Origin of the sequence: Acinetobacter higginsii, assembly GCF_000369845.1 — a bacterium.
GTDB classification, from domain to species: domain Bacteria; phylum Pseudomonadota; class Gammaproteobacteria; order Pseudomonadales; family Moraxellaceae; genus Acinetobacter; species Acinetobacter higginsii.
Window position 1 is genome coordinate 212,135 of the sequence record NZ_KB850214.1, and the last position, 21,343, is coordinate 233,477.

At 40.7% G+C, this 21,343-nt stretch carries 17 protein-coding genes; 10 read left to right on the plus strand and 7 right to left on the minus strand.

Annotation, left to right across the window (positions count from 1 at the left end; translation table 11 throughout):
- Nucleotide 1: 1 nt before the first annotated feature.
- Nucleotides 2-1,192: an aromatic ring-hydroxylating oxygenase subunit alpha gene (locus tag F885_RS11385; RefSeq protein WP_005315916.1), complete on the minus strand. Its 1,191-nt coding sequence runs from the start codon at nucleotides 1,190-1,192 to the stop codon at nucleotides 2-4.
- 523 nt (nucleotides 1,193-1,715) lie between these two features.
- Here F885_RS11385 and F885_RS11380 point away from each other — a divergent pair.
- Nucleotides 1,716-3,383, plus strand: coding sequence for a BCCT family transporter (locus F885_RS11380; RefSeq protein WP_005315918.1), 1,668 nt, complete (start codon nucleotides 1,716-1,718; stop codon nucleotides 3,381-3,383).
- Between the two features lie 97 nt (nucleotides 3,384-3,480).
- Here the strand turns inward: F885_RS11380 and F885_RS11375 are convergent, their stop codons facing one another.
- The gene (locus tag F885_RS11375) at nucleotides 3,481-4,416 is read right to left on the minus strand and encodes a LysR substrate-binding domain-containing protein (RefSeq protein WP_005315919.1); all 936 of its coding nucleotides are present in this window, start codon (nucleotides 4,414-4,416) and stop codon (nucleotides 3,481-3,483) included.
- A gap of 293 nt (nucleotides 4,417-4,709) precedes the next feature.
- Nucleotides 4,710-6,098, minus strand: coding sequence for an amino acid permease (locus F885_RS11370; protein ID WP_005315922.1), 1,389 nt, complete (start codon nucleotides 6,096-6,098; stop codon nucleotides 4,710-4,712).
- Nucleotides 6,099-6,454: 356 nt separating this feature from the next.
- Here F885_RS11370 and fahA point away from each other — a divergent pair, with 356 nt between their 5' ends.
- The 4 genes from fahA to F885_RS11350 all read left to right on the plus strand — a co-directional run bounded on the left by fahA (nucleotide 6,455) and on the right by F885_RS11350 (nucleotide 10,009).
- Nucleotides 6,455-7,759, plus strand: coding sequence for a fumarylacetoacetase (gene fahA / locus F885_RS11365; RefSeq protein WP_005315924.1), 1,305 nt, complete (start codon nucleotides 6,455-6,457; stop codon nucleotides 7,757-7,759).
- Complete coding sequence (gene maiA, locus F885_RS11360) at nucleotides 7,746-8,378, plus strand: maleylacetoacetate isomerase (RefSeq protein WP_005315926.1); 633 nt, start codon at nucleotides 7,746-7,748, stop codon at nucleotides 8,376-8,378. Before fahA ends, maiA begins: the two co-directional genes overlap by 14 nt.
- Before the next feature lie 19 nt (nucleotides 8,379-8,397).
- Nucleotides 8,398-8,946: a VOC family protein gene (locus F885_RS11355; protein WP_004653219.1), complete on the plus strand. Its 549-nt coding sequence runs from the start codon at nucleotides 8,398-8,400 to the stop codon at nucleotides 8,944-8,946.
- 283 nt (nucleotides 8,947-9,229) lie between these two features.
- Complete coding sequence (locus F885_RS11350) at nucleotides 9,230-10,009, plus strand: IclR family transcriptional regulator (protein WP_005315929.1); 780 nt, start codon at nucleotides 9,230-9,232, stop codon at nucleotides 10,007-10,009.
- 68 nt (nucleotides 10,010-10,077) lie between these two features.
- On the opposite strand, the gene hppD is transcribed toward F885_RS11350, so the two are convergent.
- Entirely contained in the window at nucleotides 10,078-11,133 is a 1,056-nt protein-coding gene (gene hppD / locus F885_RS11345; protein WP_005315933.1) for a 4-hydroxyphenylpyruvate dioxygenase, read from the minus strand.
- 468 nt (nucleotides 11,134-11,601) lie between these two features.
- Between hppD and F885_RS21105 the strand changes: the two genes are divergently transcribed.
- The 4 genes from F885_RS21105 to F885_RS11325 all read left to right on the plus strand — a co-directional run bounded on the left by F885_RS21105 (nucleotide 11,602) and on the right by F885_RS11325 (nucleotide 16,403).
- Nucleotides 11,602-11,835, plus strand: coding sequence for a hypothetical protein (locus F885_RS21105; RefSeq protein WP_004653215.1), 234 nt, complete (start codon nucleotides 11,602-11,604; stop codon nucleotides 11,833-11,835).
- Between the two features lie 442 nt (nucleotides 11,836-12,277).
- On the plus strand, nucleotides 12,278-13,669 hold the full coding sequence (locus tag F885_RS11335; RefSeq protein ID WP_005315936.1) for a GntP family permease: 1,392 nt from the start codon (nucleotides 12,278-12,280) through the stop codon (nucleotides 13,667-13,669).
- A 37-nt stretch (nucleotides 13,670-13,706) separates the two neighbouring features.
- Nucleotides 13,707-14,870 (plus strand): iron-containing alcohol dehydrogenase, encoded by a 1,164-nt coding sequence (locus F885_RS11330; RefSeq protein ID WP_005203274.1) that lies wholly within the window; start codon nucleotides 13,707-13,709, stop codon nucleotides 14,868-14,870.
- A 36-nt stretch (nucleotides 14,871-14,906) separates the two neighbouring features.
- Nucleotides 14,907-16,403: a CoA-acylating methylmalonate-semialdehyde dehydrogenase gene (locus F885_RS11325; RefSeq protein WP_005315939.1), complete on the plus strand. Its 1,497-nt coding sequence runs from the start codon at nucleotides 14,907-14,909 to the stop codon at nucleotides 16,401-16,403.
- A gap of 44 nt (nucleotides 16,404-16,447) precedes the next feature.
- Here the strand turns inward: F885_RS11325 and F885_RS11320 are convergent, their stop codons facing one another.
- Nucleotides 16,448-17,197 carry an IclR family transcriptional regulator gene (locus tag F885_RS11320; RefSeq protein ID WP_005315942.1) on the minus strand — a complete coding sequence of 250 codons (750 nt, stop codon included), beginning with the start codon at nucleotides 17,195-17,197 and terminating at the stop codon, nucleotides 16,448-16,450.
- A 272-nt stretch (nucleotides 17,198-17,469) separates the two neighbouring features.
- On the opposite strand from F885_RS11320, the gene F885_RS11315 reads away from it, so the two are divergent.
- Nucleotides 17,470-19,140 (plus strand): FMN-binding glutamate synthase family protein, encoded by a 1,671-nt coding sequence (locus F885_RS11315; RefSeq protein ID WP_005315943.1) that lies wholly within the window; start codon nucleotides 17,470-17,472, stop codon nucleotides 19,138-19,140.
- A 30-nt stretch (nucleotides 19,141-19,170) separates the two neighbouring features.
- On the opposite strand, the gene F885_RS11310 is transcribed toward F885_RS11315, so the two are convergent.
- Nucleotides 19,171-20,199: an alpha/beta hydrolase gene (locus F885_RS11310; RefSeq protein WP_005315945.1), complete on the minus strand. Its 1,029-nt coding sequence runs from the start codon at nucleotides 20,197-20,199 to the stop codon at nucleotides 19,171-19,173.
- Nucleotides 20,199-21,335: a YdcF family protein gene (locus F885_RS11305; RefSeq protein ID WP_005315948.1), complete on the minus strand. Its 1,137-nt coding sequence runs from the start codon at nucleotides 21,333-21,335 to the stop codon at nucleotides 20,199-20,201. Before F885_RS11305 ends, F885_RS11310 begins: the two co-directional genes overlap by 1 nt.
- Between the last annotated feature and the right edge of the window lie 8 nt (nucleotides 21,336-21,343).

The window sequence follows — 21,343 nt, forward strand, 5'->3', positions numbered from 1 at the left end:
GTTATGCCTCCAACGCAGCTTTAGCCTGAGTCGCTAACCACTTCTGGAAAAAGTGTGTTGGCAAATCCATTTCAGGAGAAAAAACACCTCCACCAAAACCTGGTGAATGACGACCTTTCTGCATATTTTCGACAGCAAAAACATCTTCAGCAAAAACGACCTTCCATGATTCTAATGTTGCTTCACGGCATGCATCATATTTGGCATTTAGAGACTCATCACTGACGTAATATAGGCGAAGCCTTTCTATGGTCTGTTCTGGCGCAATTGGATCAATCATCATGGCAAATGCATGATCAGCTTGAATACCTAACAATACGTTTGGAAATACAGCAACATATTCTGCATGGCGTAATTGATCTTCAGGCCAAGTTGGGAATTTTGGTAAATGGGTGCCTGCTGTCGCTGATAGGTTATATTTATAACTACCCTGACCTGCAAAGCGATCTTCGAACATAATGTTGTAATGATCTTCAAGTTTGGAGTAAGTATTTAGTGCTGGATGTACCCAAGGTAAATGATAGGCTTCACAATAATTTTCAACGGTAAGCTTCCAATTGCTTTTTACTGGAAGTTCAAAATGTGACCCCACATTGCTACTGCGGATGAGTTCTAAACCATTTTCACCTAAGAAAGGTTTCCAACGCTCTACCAAAGGTGCAATATGCGATTCAAATGTTGCGGCATCGCCAGAAATATTAACGAAGACCATATCCATCCAAATTGCTGAACGAAGTGCCTTTAAACCATGTTTTTCACACTTAAACCGTTCATCTTTGTGCTGGCCAATTCCACCGACATGCGGAGTACCTTTCAAATTACCATTCAGGTCATAGCTCCATGAATGATATGGACAGCGAATAACACCTTCAATCGCACCTTCATCATGTACCAGTTGCATGCCACGATGGCTGCATACATTATGAAATACTTGAACTAAGCCATCACGGTTACGCATCATGACCAATGGCATACCCATAAAATTCACTGGCTTTACATAACTATTTTTAGGTAAATCTGAAGCAAAACCCACACACACCCATGTTTTACTTAAAATATTGTCACGTTCGAAATTAAAATATTCATTGCTGGTATAAGCCAAATTTGGCATGCCATTGGATTCAGTAATTGGATTTAAAACATTATCAACTTGCTGAACCGTAATTAATTGTTGGCTAACTCGACTATTCATCTGATGATCTCCCTTATATTTAAACGAATGCAGAACTCCCTGCGCTGAGATGATTTGCACACTCTGCTATTTCTTTGGAGATTGTGTTAAATATCGGGTTGTCCCACAAACGACTTTTTAGCTTGGTATCTATGAGTTTTAATCATGCTCTTCAGATTTATTTTTTATGACCAAATTAAATATTAAAAAATAGAGTTCTTTGAAAAATCGAAGAATGATCCATCATTAATAAAAATTGTTGCTGAGAGTTCCTTATTAGGATGAGGGGGATTCTTCATATAAATTCTCTCCCGCTTGCGCGTAACGATGCTCATCCTTTTAAAAGGAAAAGGGACTTTCGTTGCGAATTCACTACAGCTTAAAAAAGACTTATGCAAGAGCGCTAATCATCTCCCATGATTAAAACTCACTGATGAATGAGAATAAATCAGTTGAGTGTTCTTCCTCCTCATTACTACTCTGTATTATTCGCATCTGATAGCTAATAGTTTTTAGCTATTTGCAACGCATCCAAGGAGGAGTTATGCGTACAACAACAGGGGCCACTGATTCTCATTCAGTCGTTTCAATAATTTCAAAAGTATTTGTAGTTGCATTCGTTATATTTTGTGCTGTTTTCGCAGATTCCGCGGGAAAAATATTCGCCGATCTATCCAGTGTTTTATTACACAATATGAAGTGGTTTATTTTGTCTTCTGTATCGGCAATGTGCTTTTTCCTGCTGTATGTGATGTGTAGCAGATACGGCTTACTTAAAATCGGGAAAGATACAGATAAACCTGAATATAGCTATTTTGCATGGATCTCCATGCTATTTTCTTGTGCTATGGGAGTTGGTTTGGTGTTTTGGGGTGTCGCCGAACCGATGAACCATTATGCAAGCAACCCTTTTACCAAAGGCTTAACGGATGAAGCAGCCAGTATGGCAATGCAAATTTCCTATTTTCATTGGGGTTTACACGCCTGGTCCATTTATTGTTTAGCCGCTTTAGCCATTGCGTATTTTTCATTTCGCAAAGGCTTGCCCTTTTCATTACGTTCAGTTTTGCATCCCATCATTGGTGATCGTATTTATGGTCCAATCGGGCATATCGTTGACATACTTGTGATTATTATTACAACCTTCGGCATTTCTCAAACGCTCGCCATTGGTGTATTACAGATTAATGCGGGCTTGCATAAAGTTTTTGATATAGAAGTCAGCGTTACTGTTCAATTTATTCTCATGATTTCATTGTCGAGTATTGCGACCTTCTCGGTTGTGCGTGGTATCGGCACAGGTATGCGCCGTCTTTCAGAAGTTAATATTATCTTATCCATCTTGCTCATTTTGATTCTGATGTTTATCGGCCCTGCACGCTATATCACCAATTCATATATCGAAGGCATTGGCAACTATACATCGCACTTTATTGGGATGAGTTTATGGAGTGACGCCCAAAAAGATTCAGAATGGCAAAATTGGTGGACCGCTTTCTACTGGTTATGGTGGCCGACATGGGCGCCGTTTGTAGGAATGTTTATTGCCAAAATTTCTAAAGGACGTACCATTCGCCAACTCATTTCAGGTGTGCTGATTGTTCCAACTTTAGTGACTTTCTTTTGGTTTGCAGTATTTGGTGGTTCTGCCCTCAAAATTGAACAAGATGCCCGTAAAAGTTTTGAACAACAAACCGCATTGATTGAAAATCAAATCGCGCCATCTGCGGATACGATTGCATCTCAAGCATCAGCAGCAATCACACCTGCTACTGTTGAATTTAAGGGTGGACCAATTGTAAAAGCAACTCAACAAGATAATACGCTGGCTGTATTTGAATTATTTAATGCCATAGATAGTGGATTATTAGGATCAATCCTCAGTATGGCGACCTGTCTATTACTGATTACCTATCTCGTTACTTCTCAAGATGCGGGTACCCATGTATTGTGTTTTCTAGATACGCGTTCCGAAAAGGATACACCTATTCGTATTCGAATCATTTGGTGTCTATTCGTTACCGCAATTAGTCTAGGTTTACTCTATGCAGGTGGACTAAAAACAATTCAAGCCGCTGTTATTCTGTTTGGCTTTCCAATTATCGTTTTCCTTACTATTTCAATGTTTGCCTTAATGAAGGCATTTAAACAGGAAGACATTTCTAATATTGGTGTTGTGCCAAAGCATCCTGAAAGTGAAACCAAAATTTAACTTTATGGAATCTACATATAAAAAAGAGAACCGCTTTTTAAGCGGTTCTCTTTTTTATAGCATAAGCTGGAAAAGCTGTTTTCGCTTAAATATATTGCTAGTCCATTAACAGCTCATTCAAACCTTTCTGCCCAACTTGCCCTGGCAACTGCTCTAAAAGCCAATGACGGAACTGTTTGACTGTATAAGGAATAACCCCTCGATCAGTAGGTTCTAACATACAGAAATTCGCTTGGGTGCGTAATACGGTTTCAACAGGACGAACCAATGCCCCACTTTCTAAATAATCATCGACTAGAGAACCCCATGCCAAAGCTACACCCTGCCCATTAACAGCAGCCTGAATGAGTAATGGGTAATTATTAATATTGACTCTGCTTTTGGGCTTGAACATCGGATATCCCACCAAAGCAAACCATTCAGCCCAATTTACCCAATCCTTTTGCGATTCATCCAAAGACAATAAACTCTTTCCAAAGATATTTTCAGGGCTTTTATCCTGAAATTGAGCAAGATAAGCAGGACTACAAACAGGAAAAACTTCTTCAGGGAATAAAGGTGTCACTTTCATCTCGATTGGTGGTACTTTGCAATAAAATAAAGCTAGGTCACAATCCATTTTATGCAGGTCAAGAATATTCTCAGTGGTTAATATTCTTAAATCAATGCCTTCATTTTGTTGAAAACTCGCCACTTTGGGTAATAACCACAAGGCTGCCATAGCATTGGTTGTAACAACAGTCACCTGATGCTCACCCTGCCATTTTTTAATTTCGGCTGTTGCCTGAGACACATCCTGTAAAGCACTGTATATCGTTTGATAATATTGTAAGCCTGTGGGCGTTAAAACAAGATTGCGATTGGCACGGACAAATAACTCCTTCCCTAGATACTCTTCGAGTTGCCTAATCTGGCGACTTATTGCACCTTGAGTCACATTCAGTTCATTCGCAGCCTGCGTAAAACTCAGATGGCGTGCTGCTGCCTCAAATACAATCAAACTGTTCATGGGTGGCAATGGTTTAATTCTCATGGACGCTCCTTATTTGTCCTCTATGTCGATGTCGAACAGTTGTGTTAACCACCTTGTTCAAGTAAAGGTGGCTAAAGGTTCAAACGGACTTCCTTGTGATGTCACTCAATTAACTTATTATCCAAGTCATAAATTATTTCATTTTTTTAATTTCGATAAAGTCTCATAAATCACAATCGATAAAAAGTGAGAAAAACAAATAGATGCATGAGTTTTTCTCATTCAAAATAATTTGCCCAACATAAAAACAAAAGGGCTGAATTTTCAGCCCTTTTTAACGATCAATTTACAACTTAAGCATCTGTATTCAACGCCACACTCGGTTGAGCATTTCTTAACTTACGTTGCTTTACATAATACGCCAGCATCAAACACAGAATCCATGCAGGAATCATCATGACTGCGATCCGCATATCTGCAGTCAATGACATCACCACAAGAATACTAAGCATAAAAATAATGCATAGATAATTACTGAATGGATAAGCAATACTTGGGAACTTGGTGGTTAACCCTTGTGCTTGCATGGCTTTACGGAACTTTAAATGCGTCCATGAAATCACCACCCAGTTAATCACAATCGCAGCAACCACCAGCATCATTAACAAACCAAATGCTTTCTCAGGAAATGCATAGTTCAACAACACACACAGTACAGTGACGAATGCAGATACATAAACAGCATTGGTCGGAATACCACGTTTATTGATTTTCTTAAGGAACTTAGGTGCATTACCTTGTTGAGCCAAGCCCAATAACATACGGCTACTGCAATAGCTGGTTCCGTTATAAACAGATACAGCCGCAGTCAAGATCACAAAGTTCAACATTGTTGCCACGCCTTGGCTATCTAATGATGCAAAGACCATCACAAATGGGCTACCACCTTGCGCCATTTGGTTCCAAGGGAACAGCGCGAATAAGATGAAAAGCGTTGCAATATAGAAAATCAAAATACGATAGATAATTTGATTTACTGCTTTCGGCAAGGTTTTATCAGGATCACGTGCTTCTGCCGCAGTGATACCAAATAACTCAATTCCACCAAAGGCGAAAATGATCACTGCCATGGCCATCACTAGACCTTCTACACCAAATGGAAAGAATCCACCCAATGCCCAAAGGTTACTGATACCAGCCTGTGGCCCTGCCGTTCCTGTTGCAAGTAAATACGAACCAAAACCAATCATGGCCAAGATTGCTAAAATTTTGATGATAGAGAACCAAAACTCCATTTCACCAAAAAACTTGACATGCAAAAGGTTGATACCGTTAATTAAGATAAAAAAGGCCAATGCCGAAACCCATGTCGGGATTTCAGGCCACCAATATTGAATATATAACCCAATCGCCGTGAGCTCAGCCATACAGACCAGAACATTGAGTACCCAATAGTTCCAACCTGACATGAAACCTGCAAATGAGCCCCAGTATTTATAAGCAAAATGGCTAAACGAACCACTGACTGGCTCTTGTACCACCATTTCACCTAACTGTCGCATCATTAAAAATGCAATGAGCCCTGCAATCGCATAACCCAGAATGACCGATGGGCCAGCCAGCTTAATCGATTGTGAGATACCTAGAAACAAACCTGTGCCAATCGCACCACCTAGCGCAATAAGCTGGATATGCCGATTGCTTAAACCTGGGTTCAGGTTTCCTTGCTCCTGTTTTGACATATGATTATTCTCATCCGTGTCGCGTAATTTTTCTGTCTAAAATTACGTATATCATAAGTTAATCACAAATGCCTATATCTAACCCGAAAAATAATTAATTCACTTTTCGAATAACCGCGCATATAAACAGAAAATTCAATAAATAACAAATATTATGAATAATGTAATTAAATTATGTATTGCGTAATTAATTATTTTAAGTATGATAGAAATTAAGACACAGGGATTTTTGCTCTAAGCAAACTAGAATTGACCGATAAAAACCTATACATCATTTTATCTTTCAATCGCTTAATCAAAACACTCCCTAAATAACCAGATTAGACCGACAGAATTAAAGACAAGGAAAGCGAATCATGGCACATCATTTAACTTCTTTTCTTGAGATTGATGCCCAATCAGATTTCACAATACATAATTTGCCATACGGTATTTTTAGCGAGACCGCACAAGCTGAAAAGCGCGTTGGCGTTGCAATTGGTGAATGGGTGCTTGACCTTGCCGCATTAGAGCAAAAAGGCTTATTACAGCTCACGACAGCAAACTGCTTTAATCAGCCAACACTGAATAAATTTATTGAAACTGGCAAACAGAATTGGCATACGGTTCGCAGCACTTTGCAAAGCTTATTGTCCGCAGAAAACCCGACCTTACGTGATCATGCCGATTTACGTCAGCAAGTGATGTTTAAACAAGAAGATGTGGTTTTGCATTTGCCAATTCATGTTCCTGGCTATACCGACTTCTATTCATCTAAAGAACATGCCACCAATGTCGGTACCATGTTTAGAGATCCTAAAAATGCGCTATTGCCGAACTGGAGCGAACTTCCTGTAGGCTATAACGGACGTGCCAGTTCTGTGATTGTAAGTGGTAAAGATATTGTGCGCCCTTCAGGACAAATCAAATTACCCAATGAAGAGCGCCCTGTGTTCTCGGCGACACGTAAACTCGACTTTGAACTCGAAACCGCTTTTGTCGTGGGTAAAGCAACTGAATTGGGTGAACCGATTGCCATTGAAAACGCATGGGAACATATCTTTGGCATGGTGTTGCTGAATGATTGGTCAGCTCGTGATATTCAACAATGGGAATATGTGCCTTTAGGCCCATTCAATGCCAAAACTTTTGCTAGTGCCATTTCACCATGGGTGGTGACCATGGAAGCGCTTGAACCATTTAAAGTCAAAGGTCCAGAGCAACAACCAAAACCATTGGGCTATCTACAAGAAAACACTACAAATAGCTATGACATTCACCTCAGTGTTGAAGTGCAAACACCTCAATCAGAACAAGCCGATGTGATTTGCCAAACCAACTTCAAATACATGTATTGGTCAATGTCACAGCAACTGACTCACCACACCATTGCAGGCTGTAATGTACAAGTCGGCGATTTAATGGGTTCAGGCACAATTTCAGGCCCAACTGAAGATTCTTATGGCAGCTTACTGGAACTGACTTGGAATACCACCAAACCGCTCAACCTTTCCAACGGCGAAAAGCGAGGTTTCTTGGAAGATGGTGACCGTGTCGTGATGAAAGGCTACTGTGAAAAAGATGGGATTCGCGTGGGCTTTGGTGAAGTTGCCAATACCATTTTACCAGCACGTCACTTTCGTTTTAATCAACAAAAGGACGAGCGTTATGAAACTGTATAGTTACTTTCGTAGCTCTGCGGCCTATCGGGTACGTATTGCACTCAACCTGAAAGCATTGCCCTATGAAACTGAAGCAGTGCATCTCGTTAAAAATGAGCAGCAACTGGCAAGTTATCGTGCCCTCAATCCAAGCCAGTTGGTGCCAACACTACTTGACCAAGATCAGACCTTTACCCAGTCACTCAGCATTTTGGAATATCTGGAAGAATGCTATCCAGCCAAAGCACTGTTACCTAAAGATCTAGTGGAACGCGCCAAAGTCCGCGCCTTTGCACAAAGCATTGCCTGTGACATTCATCCAATCAATAACTTGAGAGTGTTGAAGTACCTGCAAAACGATCTTGCGATCAGTAACGAGCAAAAAACACTGTGGTACCGACATTGGATTTTAGAAGGCTTTCACAGCTTAGAAATGCAATTACAGCATTCCAATGGGCAATTCTGTTTTGGCCCACAGCCGACTTTTGCCGACTGCTGTTTGATTCCTCAAGTCTATAACGCCAAGCGCTTTAAAATCGATTTAAGTGCTTTTCCCAAGATTGAGTCGATCTACCAACATTGCTTAACCCTTCCCGCATTCTTGAATGCGACCCCAGAACAACAACCAGATTGGGAATAGAGATAAAAGGAGTTTTATCATGAGCTTTGCAATTAAAAAAATTCATCATGTGGCTTATCGCTGTAAAGATGCGAAAGAAACCGTCGAATGGTACAAAAAAATGCTGCATATGGATTTCATTTTGGCATTTGCAGAAGACCATGTGCCATCCACCAAAGCCTTTGACCCGTATATGCATTTGTTTCTAGACGCGGGCCAAGGCAATGTATTGGCATTTTTTGAACTGCCGACGCAACCAGATATGGGCCGTGATGAAAATACACCGCAATGGGTACAACATATTGCTTTTGAAGTAGAGGATTTAGATGCACTGATGGCAGCAAAAGCACATCTCGAAGCCAATGACGTGAAGGTATTAGGGGTGACCAACCATGGTATCTTCCATTCGATTTACTTCTTCGATCCAAATGGTCATCGTCTGGAACTGACCTATAATGATGTCCATGCCGATGCCAAGATTGCACGCATTACCGAAGAAATGAAATTAGAAATGCTGGATGAGTGGAGTCGTACCAAACGTGCACCACACCATACTCATTTCTTACACGAAGATGAACTCGGTGCATAAATCCAGTTCCATGAATTTGGCATTAGCATTGTAAAATGTTAATGCCTTTTTTTATGGTCTAAATTTAAAGCATTTTGTATGTTTTTAAGGCATAGTAGGCTCAACAAAATAGCGTGCAATCTCTCTAAAAACAATTGTATGCTTATGCAATTCACCGATTTGATTCATTTAAAAAGATGATTTCTATTTTGCCAACTGCTCAGGCATTATGTGCTGGATGTAAATTGTCCATGATTGACAGCAACAAACACGGCGTGAAAGCACGCAGCTTAAGGGTTATTGAATGATTGAAGAAAAGTTATCTGGTGGGGTTCAATCACTTGAGGTCGGTTTAGCGGTACTCAATGCCCTTTTAGAGCATAACAAGCCCATTATATTAAAAGACCTATCCAGCAAACTGGATATGCACCCTGCCAAGGTACACCGTTATCTGGTCAGTCTGATTCGCATGAATTACGCCAAGCAGCTCACCGATGGTCAGTACGCCTTAGGCGATCAAGCATGGCGTTTAGGCTTGAACTGTATCCAGCATACCGATGTATTACAGCTGGTTCAGCACCTGATTTATGAATTACAAAACAAGATTGGCTGTGGTATTCAAATCAGTAAATGGTCGCCCAAAGGGCCTTTAGTGGTTCAATCGATTGAATCCAACCATCCAATTTCAATCGTGACCAAGGTTGGTTCGATCATGCCATTGGTCAATTCCGCAGCGGGTCGTGTGTTTGCCTCTTATATGCCTGAAGCCGTGATTAAGCCGTTGATGCAGGCGGAATGGGAAAAAGCAGCACATAACCATTACCCGATTAAACCGACCAATTGGGACGAGTTTTTATTACTCAAAGAAAACGTCCTGCAACACGGCATGTCGATTGCTCAGGGTGATCTTTTGGTCGGGATCAATGCCGTTGGTCTACCGATCTTTAATGCGCATCATTCAATGGAGTTTTGTATTGTGGCATTGGACAGTGAAATGTTTTTCTCGGTTCATGAAGGCAGCGAAAACTTAGAACTGTTTAAACGTGAAGTTGCAGCAATCAATCAATATATTCAAACCCGTTAATTTTTCATCCACATAAAAAAGCCAAGAAGCGAACTTCTTGGCTTTTTTGTTTCAAGCGTTGAGCTGAATTATTTTGCTTCTAGTACACCACGGCGGATCTGGTCACGTTCGATGGATTCAAACAATGCCTTGAAGTTGCCTTCACCAAAACCATCATCATCTTTACGTTGAATAAATTCAAAGAACACAGGCCCAAGCATATTTTGCGAGAAAATCTGCAACAACAGTTTTTTCTGACCATCTTTGGTATTGCCATCCAACAAGATACCGCGTTTTTGCAGTTCTTCCGTTGGCTCGCCATGATTAGGTAAACGCTCTTTCAGCATTTCATAGTAGGTTTCAGGTGGTGCGGTCATAAACTGCATGCCGATCCCCTTTAACTTGTCCCATGTTGAAAGCAGGTCATCGGTAATAAATGCGATATGCTGAATGCCTTCACCATTGAAATCTGCCAAGAACTCTGCAATTTGACCGTTGCCCTTGTCTGAATCTTCATTCAATGGAATACGAATCATGCCATCTGGCGCAGTCAAGGCTTTAGAGGTTAAGCCTGTATATTCGCCTTTGATATCAAAGTAACGGATTTCTTGGAAGTTAAAGATTTTTTCGTAGAAGTTCGCCCAATACTCCATACGTCCTTTATAGACGTTATGGGTTAAATGGTCGATTTCGTTCAGGCCTGCACCTTTTGGATTTCTATCTGCATCATCAAAGAAAACGAAGTCATTTTCATAGATATCACGGTCCACAAGGAAAATTGGCATGCCACCAATCCCTTTAATCGCAGGGATATTTAATTCCATTGGCCCAGCTTGTGAATATATTGGCTCTGCACCAAGCTCCACGGCTTTGCTAAATGCTTTGGCTGCATCACGAGTTCTGAAACCCATTGCACAGGCTGAAGGACCATGTTCTTTAAAGAAGAATGAAGCATAAGATTCAGGCTGGTAGTTCAAGATAATGTTGATATTACCCTGACGCCATAAATAAACTTTTTTAGACTTATGCTTTGCGACTTTAGAAAAACCGATGGTCTCAAAGATCTGATCTAATCCGTTTTCCGTCGAAACAAATTCAATAAAAGCAAAACCACATAGTTCTAATGGGTTATCTAAAATGTCCATCTAGTTTCCCTTATTTAGATAAATTCATCCGTTTAATGCTCTGTATAGGTCTTATTCTTCAATTGCTTAATCGCTATCTAAAAGCATCAACCTATACATGCGTTATCAGAAAAGGCGACAGGTGTTTTTATAAGTATGTAAAAGCATCCGTGTTAAAGCCCTTTCCGTCCATAAGTCAGCCAAATGAAGAAATCATGATTCTTGATCTTGGCTCTCAGCTATAAATTCATGCTACAAGAAAGTCCAAATTTATGCAATACATAATTCAATTATGTTATGTGTAATTTTATTACTATTTGGCTCTGCCAATAAAGGTCGCTATTAAAGAATAATTGGCGATATCTCTAAATCAGACCATGGTCTCAAGCTGATAGGAATAAATGTATTGTGAGTAGACTGCCTGTCTTATTTCCTTAACAAAGTTCGATTAGCTTAAACCTATGAGCTACGTAGGCGAATGAGATAGACATGACGCAAACTTCGATTTTAGAACAGTTAACTCAACTCATTGAAAGCTATAGTCATGAGCATAGTGGTAGACCACAAAAGATCTTAATTGGTTATAAGGCCTATTATGACTTGATGGGAAATTCGAGTTTTGCCACTGAGGTCACTGACTCGGCTTTGAACCCGAATAAAAGAAAGTATAAAAAGATTAAAATAAAAGTCACCAAAGATGACTATCAGCTTGAGCTAGAGTAATTTTTTTGCCTTGAGAAATACCTTTTCCTACATTCTTTCATAAAGCATAACACCCCACCAAAACAACAATTAAAAGTTGTGGGGTGAATAATAAATATTGAATTAGATCATATCAGCACGAAGGTCTTGATCACTCTCTTTTACTCTTAGTTTTAAAACACGGTTCCTTAAAAATTTGCTTATCGGACTTTGTTTTTAATGTCTTTTTTCAGAAAAAAACCGCATGCAGTCTAAAATTCACCAAAGAAACATGATCCGTTCATTTTAATCTTTTTCTAAGTTTGCTATTCATCATCTCCCGAAAGTTATTTTTATAGAATCGACCAACCTTCCAATTACTTCAGACTAATTTCGACGCTTGACTTCAGTTAGATTAAATTATATACATTAATAATGATACGTTTCGTATCATTATACAAAACTACAAAAACAGGTGTATAAAATGGTAGGACTAATTGGAATAGTCTTGTCCTTAATATTGTTGATGTATTTAGCATATAAAGGATTTAGCGTAATCGTACTTGCACCCTTACTGGCATTATTTGCTGTCGCATGGAGCGGTCTCAGCGACCAACTACTTGGGTTTTATTCCCAAGTGTTTATGACAGGTTTAGGCGGTTATATCATCAAATACTTCCCTCTATTTTTACTAGGTGCGGTATTTGGAAAATTAATGGAAGATTCTGGCTCTGCACAAACCATTGCCAATTTCTTTGTTGAAAAGCTTGGTCATCATAGAGCGATGCTTTCGATCGTGCTGTCTTGTGCAATTTTAACCTATGGAGGCGTTTCACTTTTTGTTGTCGGTTTTGCAGTTTTTCCGATTGCTTCGGCATTATTTAAAGAACTCGGCATTCCTAAACGCCTGATCCCCGCAGCGATTATGCTAGGTGCACTCACCTTTACCATGACCGCATTACCAGGCACACCCGCAATTCAGAATGCAATTCCAATGCCTTTTTTTGATACTGATCTCTATGCTGCACCTGGTTTAGGTGTTTTAGCATCTATCTTTATCTTGATCACAGGCATGTGGTGGCTCAATCGGCGAGTTAAAAAAGCGGATTTAAGTCTCGAAGGATATGGCAACCATCTCGAAAGTCATCTTGAACAAAATCCAACGAGTGCAAAACCAAGTCTTATGGTCGCGTTTATTCCAATTTTCATAGTGATTGTGAGCAACTTAGTCCTCACTAAACTGATCTTACCTTCACTGGATACCGCCTATTTAGCAACGGATCAATTTGGGAATACCTCACTTAATTCAGTGATTGGATTATGGGCAATCATATGCGCCTTGGTTTTGGCTTGTTTAAGTATCATTGTTCTCAACTGGAAGTCTATTGTTGATATCAAAAACTCAATTCAACAAGGTGTTTCCTCATCTTTTTTACCTATTTTTAATACCGCCTCAGAAGTCGGTTATGGCTCAGTGATTGCGTCTTTGGCAGGCTTTATTATTTTACGAGACTTTCTTGTCGGCATTGCTCCCAACAACCCACTCATTTCAGAAGCAATCGTGATCAATGTATTAGCAGGTATCACGGGTTCTGCTTCGGGTGGTTTGAGTATTGCGCTGAATACAATGGGAGAAACCTATAAGGATTTGGCCTTCCAACATGGCATTTCATTGGAACTGATGCATCGAGTTGCCTCTATGGCTTCCGGTGCACTGGATTCACTTCCTCACAATGGTGCTGTGATTACCATCATTACCCTGTGTGGTTTAACCCATAAACAATCTTATTACGACATGTTCATTGTCGCCGTCATCATTCCATTGATTGCGCTAAGTGGCGTGATCACATTGGGAACAATATTCGGTTCATTTTAAAAACAATCAATTTTGACTTTAATACGGAGAATTAAAAATGTCATTTTCAACACACCTTCCAAGGATTATGGAAATTGGAAAAAATGCGAGAGCTAAGCTTCCAATGATTCTAGAAAGCTTAGGCGCAAGCAAGCCACTGATTATTACCGATAAAATGATGGTTTCACTTGGGTATATCAAGAAAATTCAAGACCTGTTAAAAGCAGCACATATAGACAGTGACTATTTTGATGAAACCATTCCAGAGCCGACCTCTAGCTCCATAGAAGCAGGTGTGAAATATATTCAGGCGCAGCAGTATGATGCGATTATTGCGATTGGTGGTGGCAGCCCAATCGATAGTGCCAAAGCGATTAGTATTTTAAGCAAACACGGCGGTGACATCTCTGATTATAAATTCCCTAGACAAGTCAATGAGCTAGGTCTGCCCATCATTGCCATTCCAACCACCGCAGGAACAGGCTCCGAATGCACGCGTTTTACCATTATTACCAATGATAAAACCAGTGAGAAAATGCTGTGTGCTGGGCTCGGTTTTCTACCAATCGCGGCGATTATCGACTACGAACTCACCCTATCTCTGCCTCCACGTACCACCGCAGATACAGGTATTGATGCACTTACCCATGCCATCGAAGCTTATGTCAGCAAGAAAGCCAGCCCATATAGCGATGCACAAGCGCTTGCAGCGATGAAACTGATTGGTCCAAATTTACAGATCGTTTATCACCAACCCAACAATGAACGAGCACGTGAAAAAATGATGCTTGGCTCTACTTTGGCAGGTATCGCTTTTTCAAACGCCTCTGTTGCACTGGTGCATGGTATGAGCCGACCCATTGGTGCTTTCTTTCATGTTCCGCATGGCTTATCTAATGCAATGCTGCTTCCTCTTATCACAGAGTTTTCTATTCAGGCAGCACCAGAACGCTATGCCGATTGTGCCAAGGCAATAGGTTGTGCACATGCAGATGATCCGATTGAGGTCTCCAATCAAAAGCTCATCAAAACCTTAATCGCGATTAATCAAGATTTGAAAGTCCCCACATTAGCTGAGTTCGGGGTCGACAAACCATATTTTGATGAGGTCGTTCAGACCATGGCTGAGCAAGCACTGGCCTCGGGTTCACCATCCAATAACCCTATCGTGCCGACGCTTGAGCAAATGGTCAGCTTGTATCAACAACTTTGGTCAGCATAAAAATCTTTCATTTTTTATAACAGAGGATAAATTCACATGGAACTCATTGGACATTTTATTCAGGGTGCAATCAATACAGCACATACACGTACGCAAGCCGTCTATAACCCTTCATTAGGCATACAAACAAAAGAAGTCGCACTTGCCAGCAAAGCAACCGTGGAGGAAGCGGTTGCAGCGGCAGAAGCGGCTTTCCCAGAGTGGCGCAATACCCCAGTGATCAAACGGGCTCGCGTCATGTTTAAATTTAAGGAATTGCTGGAAAACAATGCTGAAAAAATCTGCCAACTGATTGGTGAAGAGCATGGCAAAATTGGACATGATGCCGCAGGAGAATTACAACGTGGCATCGAAAATGTTGAGTATGCTTGTAGTGCCCCCGAATTTTTAAAAGGTGAATTTAGTAAGAATGTCGGACCTGCAATCGACTCATGGAGCGAGTTTCAACCTTTAGGGGTTGTTGCAGGGATTACCCCATTTAACTTTCCAGTTATGGTTCCATTGTGGATGTTCCCAATGGCCATTGTGTGTGGAAATACTTTCGTGCTTAAACCTTCCGAGCGTGATCCATCCTCCACTTTATTTATCGCTCAACTGCTTAAAGAAGCAGGGCTTCCTGATGGTGTATTAAATGTTGTGAATGGAGATAAAGAAGCAGTCGATACCCTACTACATGATCCGCGTGTTCAAGCGGTTAGTTTTGTCGGTTCTACACCGATTGCAGAATATATCTATAAAACCGCGACTGCGGCAGGTAAACGCTGTCAGGCACTGGGGGGCGCAAAAAACCATGCCATTGTAATGCCCGATGCAGATTTAGATAATGTAGTCAGCTCTTTATTAGGTGCAGCATTTGGTTCATCTGGCGAACGCTGCATGGCACTTTCAGTCGCAGTCGCGGTAGGTGATGACATTGCCGATCAAATGATTGCAAAATTATCCAAAGAAATCGATTTGCTCAAATATGGTCCATATTCCAATAAAGACAATGATTTTGGTCCAGTGATTACGGCGCAACATAAAGCCAAAGTAGTCAACTATATTGATAGTGCAGAACAACAAGGCGCCAGCGTGATTGTCGATGGTCGAAATGCAGCGCCTGAAGGCTATGAAAATGGTTTTTATGTTGGTGCAACGCTAATTGATCAAGTAACACCAAATATGACCAGCTATAAAGAAGAGATCTTTGGTCCCGTACTGCAAGTCATCCGTGTAAAAACCATGCAGGAGGCAATGGACCTGATCGACAATCATGAATATGGAAACGGCACCTGTATTTATACCCGTGATGGAGAAGCCGCACGCTATTTTAGCAATAATATTAAAGTGGGAATGGTCGGCATTAATATCCCACTTCCAGTGCCTGTGGCTTATCATAGTTTTGGCGGTTGGAAGCGTTCGCTGTTTGGTGATTTACATGCCTACGGACCAGATGGTGCTCGTTTCTATACGCGTCGTAAAACCATTACTCAACGCTGGCCGAGTACCAATGTTCGTGAAGGCGCTCAATTTTCAATGCCGACACTCAACTAATTTATTTACTCACTAGAAAAGAGTGAGCATTCAGCTCACTCTTTTTATACATCGATCAGTTTATTTAAATCACTTGCCGCCTGACGTAACAAAGGCTCATAAGCCACTAGATCTTCAAGAGACTTTCTTATTGTGGGTGCATGCACATATAGGCATGCGACAATGGTACCTGCTCTTTGAATCGGGACTGAACACGCCACCATACCTGAAATAAACTCTTCATTATCAGTTCCAAGTTTATTCAAAAAAATTCGCTCTAGATTTTCTTCAAGTAATACTGGATCGGTAATGGTATTTTTGGTGAGTTGCACAATCGGGAGATGTTCTAATATATTTTTCCTACGATTCACAGGCTGAAAACTTAAAAATAATTTTCCACTCGATGTACACCACAAAGGTACTGTCGCACCAACGGGTAAATAAACCTGTAGCGGCCAATTCGCCTGAACCCTGTCGGTGTAGAGCATTTGATTATCACTGAGTATTGCGATACCACAGGTTTCATTAATCTGATCAGATAGTTTTTGCAGGATTGCCAAGCGTTCCATCTTTCGAGGTTCCTGCTCCCAAGCATTCATCAGCAGCTTATAGGTGCGATCACCTAAAATATAACCACCATACATATCCGTCTTCACAAACTTTTCTTGTTCTAAAGTTTGCAATAAACGATGGATACTTGGCTTTGGGATATCCAACTCTACTGAAAGGTCTAAAGGTGATGGTGGATGTTTTGCAGTTGAAATTGCCTCAATAATGTCTAAAACCCGAGTAATTGATGAACCTTTTTTATTCATTTTTAAGTCCCAAAACCTGTATGTAGCCAATTTCTTTTCGAATACAGTACATCTATATTTATGAAAATTACCAATATTCAAGATAGTAATCGTGTTAGGAACATGGATTCAAGTCATTCTTCCGCTGTAAACAGGAAAGTTACTTTCCAATAAAGAATCAAATAAGTAGGCTTATAAGAGAATAATTCTCATATCTAACAATTCATTACTTGAGCTTATGTGAGCTTCTTGGCATCGTTTGTCAGTTGCTTCATTATGGGAATCTCCTGCCGATGGCTAGTCCAGCGCAAGCTATAAGACATAAATTACTTAACACTTTCTTTTCAAGACATTCTGTTTGGTTTCTTTGTATTTTTACTGCTTTAACCATTACTTGGTTTAAATTTACCTATACCCCACATACCATTTATTATTTTATATCCGATACGCTTTTAAACGGTCTTTGGTTAGTCACTGGATTACTCAGCATTGTTGGTTTACGCGATTTACTGCAAAAGAAACATGCCATCTTAAGAAACTATCCAATTTTAGGACATTTTCGTTTTCTGTTTGAAGATGTTCGCCCTGAAATTCGTCAATATTTCATTGAATCGGATCAAGATGCCCTGCCTTTTTCACGTATGCAACGCAGCCTTGTTTATCAACGTGCAAAAAATGAAAATGCGGATAAGCCCTTTGGTTCAATCATTGATGTCTATGATCCAAACTATCGCTTTATTGTGCATTCAATTGCGCCTTGCCCACCTGCGAACCCAGAGTCTTTCCGCGTGCTGATTGGTAATACGCAATGTAGCCAGCCGTATAGCGCATCGATCATGAATATCTCAGCAATGAGTTTTGGTAGCCTGAGTGCTAACGCAATCCGTGCATTGAACAAGGGTGCACATTTAGGCAACTTCTACCACGATACCGGTGAAGGTAGTCTCAGCCCCTACCATTTAGAGCATGGTGGCGATATTGTCTGGCAAATTGCTAGTGGTTATTTTGGTTGCCGTACAGCTGAAGGCTTATTTGATCCAGACAAGTTTGCACAGCAAGCCAAAAATCCGAATATTAAAATGATTGAGGTCAAGCTCTCACAAGGGGCAAAACCAGGTCACGGCGGTATTTTACCTAAGCATAAAATCACTGAAGAAATTGCCCGTATTCGTGGTATTTCCAGAGATCATGACTGTGTTTCCCCTTCTAAGCACCCAAGTTTTAACACCCCAATTGAAATGATGCATTTCATCCAAAAACTTAGAGAGCTTTCAGGCGGTAAACCTGTTGGCTTTAAATTATGTATTGGCCAACCTTGGCAATTTATGAGCATTGTCAAAGCCATGCTCGAAACCAAAATTGTGCCTGACTTTGTGGTGGTTGATGGCTCTGAAGGCGGAACTGGTGCAGCGCCAATCGAGTTTAGTGACTATATTGGTACGCCACTCAGAGAAGGTTTGCGCTTTGTACACAATACATTAGTGGGTGCAGGGCTTCGTAGCCAAGTCAAAATTGGTGCCAGTGGTAAAATGATCAGTGCCTTTGATATTGCCAGCACCTTTGCCTTAGGTGCGGATTGGGTCAATTCCGCACGTGGCTTTATGTTTGCGGTAGGTTGTATCCAAGCACAAAGTTGTCATACCAACCAATGCCCTGTTGGTGTTGCAACGCAGGATAAAGATCGCCAAAAAGCGATTGATGTGCCGAGTAAGGCTGAACGCGTGTTTAATTTCCATAAAAACACGCTACACGCCTTATCTGAAATGATTGCAGCTGCAGGTTTACATCATCCATCCGACATCAAAGCACATCATTTGGCACAGCGTATGAATGACCGTGAAATCAAAAACTATGCACAGATCCACTTCTTCTTAAAAGAAAATGAATTGCTGCATAGCGATTTAAATGATGACGAGAATTTCTACTATCGTATGTGGAAAATGGCGGATGCCAATCAGTTTTAATATAAACGTTTAAGCCAATAAAAATCACCACTAGTAATAGTGGTGATTTGGTTTTGCATGCAGGAAAGCAGGAATTAACCCCGTCAGTGCAGCACGAATATCGGCACGTTCATTAATTAATTGATGCGAACCTTCTTCCAGCATCAATAAAGTCTGCAATCTAAACTTACGGCGAATATATTCAATGTTATAACGCCAATCTACGGTTTGATCTAAAGCACCCTGTGCAAGCCACACAGGAATACGACATGCTGGTCGCTGTTCCATTTCCAGCATCCATTTTGACATCGCCAAAATCCAGTCCATGCCCATCATTCGAGGTTGCAAGGGATCTTTTAAACGAACAAAACGTAGAAACTCTGGATTATGGTTATTACGACGGAAATGTCGTGGCACTTGGCTTTTAATCCGACGAATAATGCCTAGCCCAACCGAGTTGTGCCACCATGCCGTTTTCGCAGGTCGGATCAATGGCGACAACAATAATACCCGATCGACAATAGGATCTTCTCTGCGCTCTGCATATTCAAGTAAGTGATGCATCCAAATTGCACCACCTGTACTTTGCCCAATCCCTAACCACGGCTTCGGTAATTGTTTCGCCCCACGAACTGCATCATAAACCGCGTGTAACACTTGCTGATAATGATCAAAATTCTGAATACTGGCTGGTGAGCCATTGCTTAAACCATGTCCAGGTAGATCGTAAGTGACGATGCTAAAGCCCTGATCTAGAATCTCTTTAATAATCGGTTGGTAAATACCACTATGTTCCAAATAACCATGTAGCAAACATACGGTACCTTGGATTTTTTGTTGTTTGGGCTGAAATACTTGGACATGTAAACGAAACAATGGCATTTCTACATAACCCTGCCAATGCTCACAATCCAATAAATGTAAACCATATAATTTACGATAGGCTTGTAATGGTTTCGAGATTTCAGTGACATTAGATAAGTCCAAAGGTTCAAGCACCTGTGGTGTTGTCTCTCGATTGGGTACAGGTAAATCTAATTGTTTTAAAATTGTCGGATTTAAAAATGGAAGATCAGACATTATGGTATCTCTCGACAATCACTTGAGCCAAATAACATATCACGTATTGTTGCCAACATTTCGTAGTTGGCACGACGGCTATGATCATAGTTTTGTTCACTTGGACGCCATTCGGTTAACTTTGTTGGCATCGGAGCAACCACAGGAATCGTTTCAATTCCATTCAAGGCAAACAAACGACGAGTACGCGGCATGTGGTATTCATCAGTAATGAGGATCACTGTTGGTGCTCCGCCTTTCTTTTGCAGCAATAAAGAACTGAATCGAGAGTTTTCACAAGTATTCATACTGCGATTCTCAAGTAGCTTCGCTTCAACACCACGTTCTTTTAACCATGCTTGCATGTAGGGTGCTTCAACACCACTCAGTACGATTGGTAATGCATATTTCTTCTCGACTTGTAATGTTTTTTCCAAGCGCAAGCGAGTGTAATTATTCACAACAATATCTTTACCATTTGCCCCAAGCGTCAACCCGCCACCCAATACGACAATTGCATTCGGCTGCGAAATACTTTGTTGCTCGGCCGCACTATCTTTGTTTTTTTTGAGTTCAATCAAATCTTTATTGGTCTGATCTTTGTCATCCTCGCTCACAGGCAATGCGATCGGATAAGTTTCTAAAAAGGCAATATACTTCCCCATAAGTGCCTGATTATCTGGTGTATTCCATTGTAAAAAGTCCAATGGCGTATTGATCACAACTGCAGAACTCTCCAGATCCTGATCAGGCTGCTGTTCACTCATTAATGGAATATTCGGTTGCTTTTTCTCATCTTGGTTTTCTTTTTCTTGCTCTTCAGCAATCAATTCTTGCAGCAATTTATAACGCGCTTGAATTAACCTTAAATCCTCTGATTTTTCAGATTGAAAGGTTTTTTCCATAAGCTTCAAATAAGCCTGACGAGCAATCCATAAATTCGAACCTGGCTCAAGCGTTTCATGTTCACTTAAGGCTGCTGGTCGTTGACTTTGTGCCGCCACCTCATTGACATCGACAGGGACAAAACGATTCAAACCTTTTACAACAAACTGTGAGTAAAAAGGTGAATATAAAAAAAGTACAAAACAGCCTAATAGCACGAATAATATAGTAATTACCCGTACTAAACTGACCATCCAATGTACTTTCGCCATAGATTTCT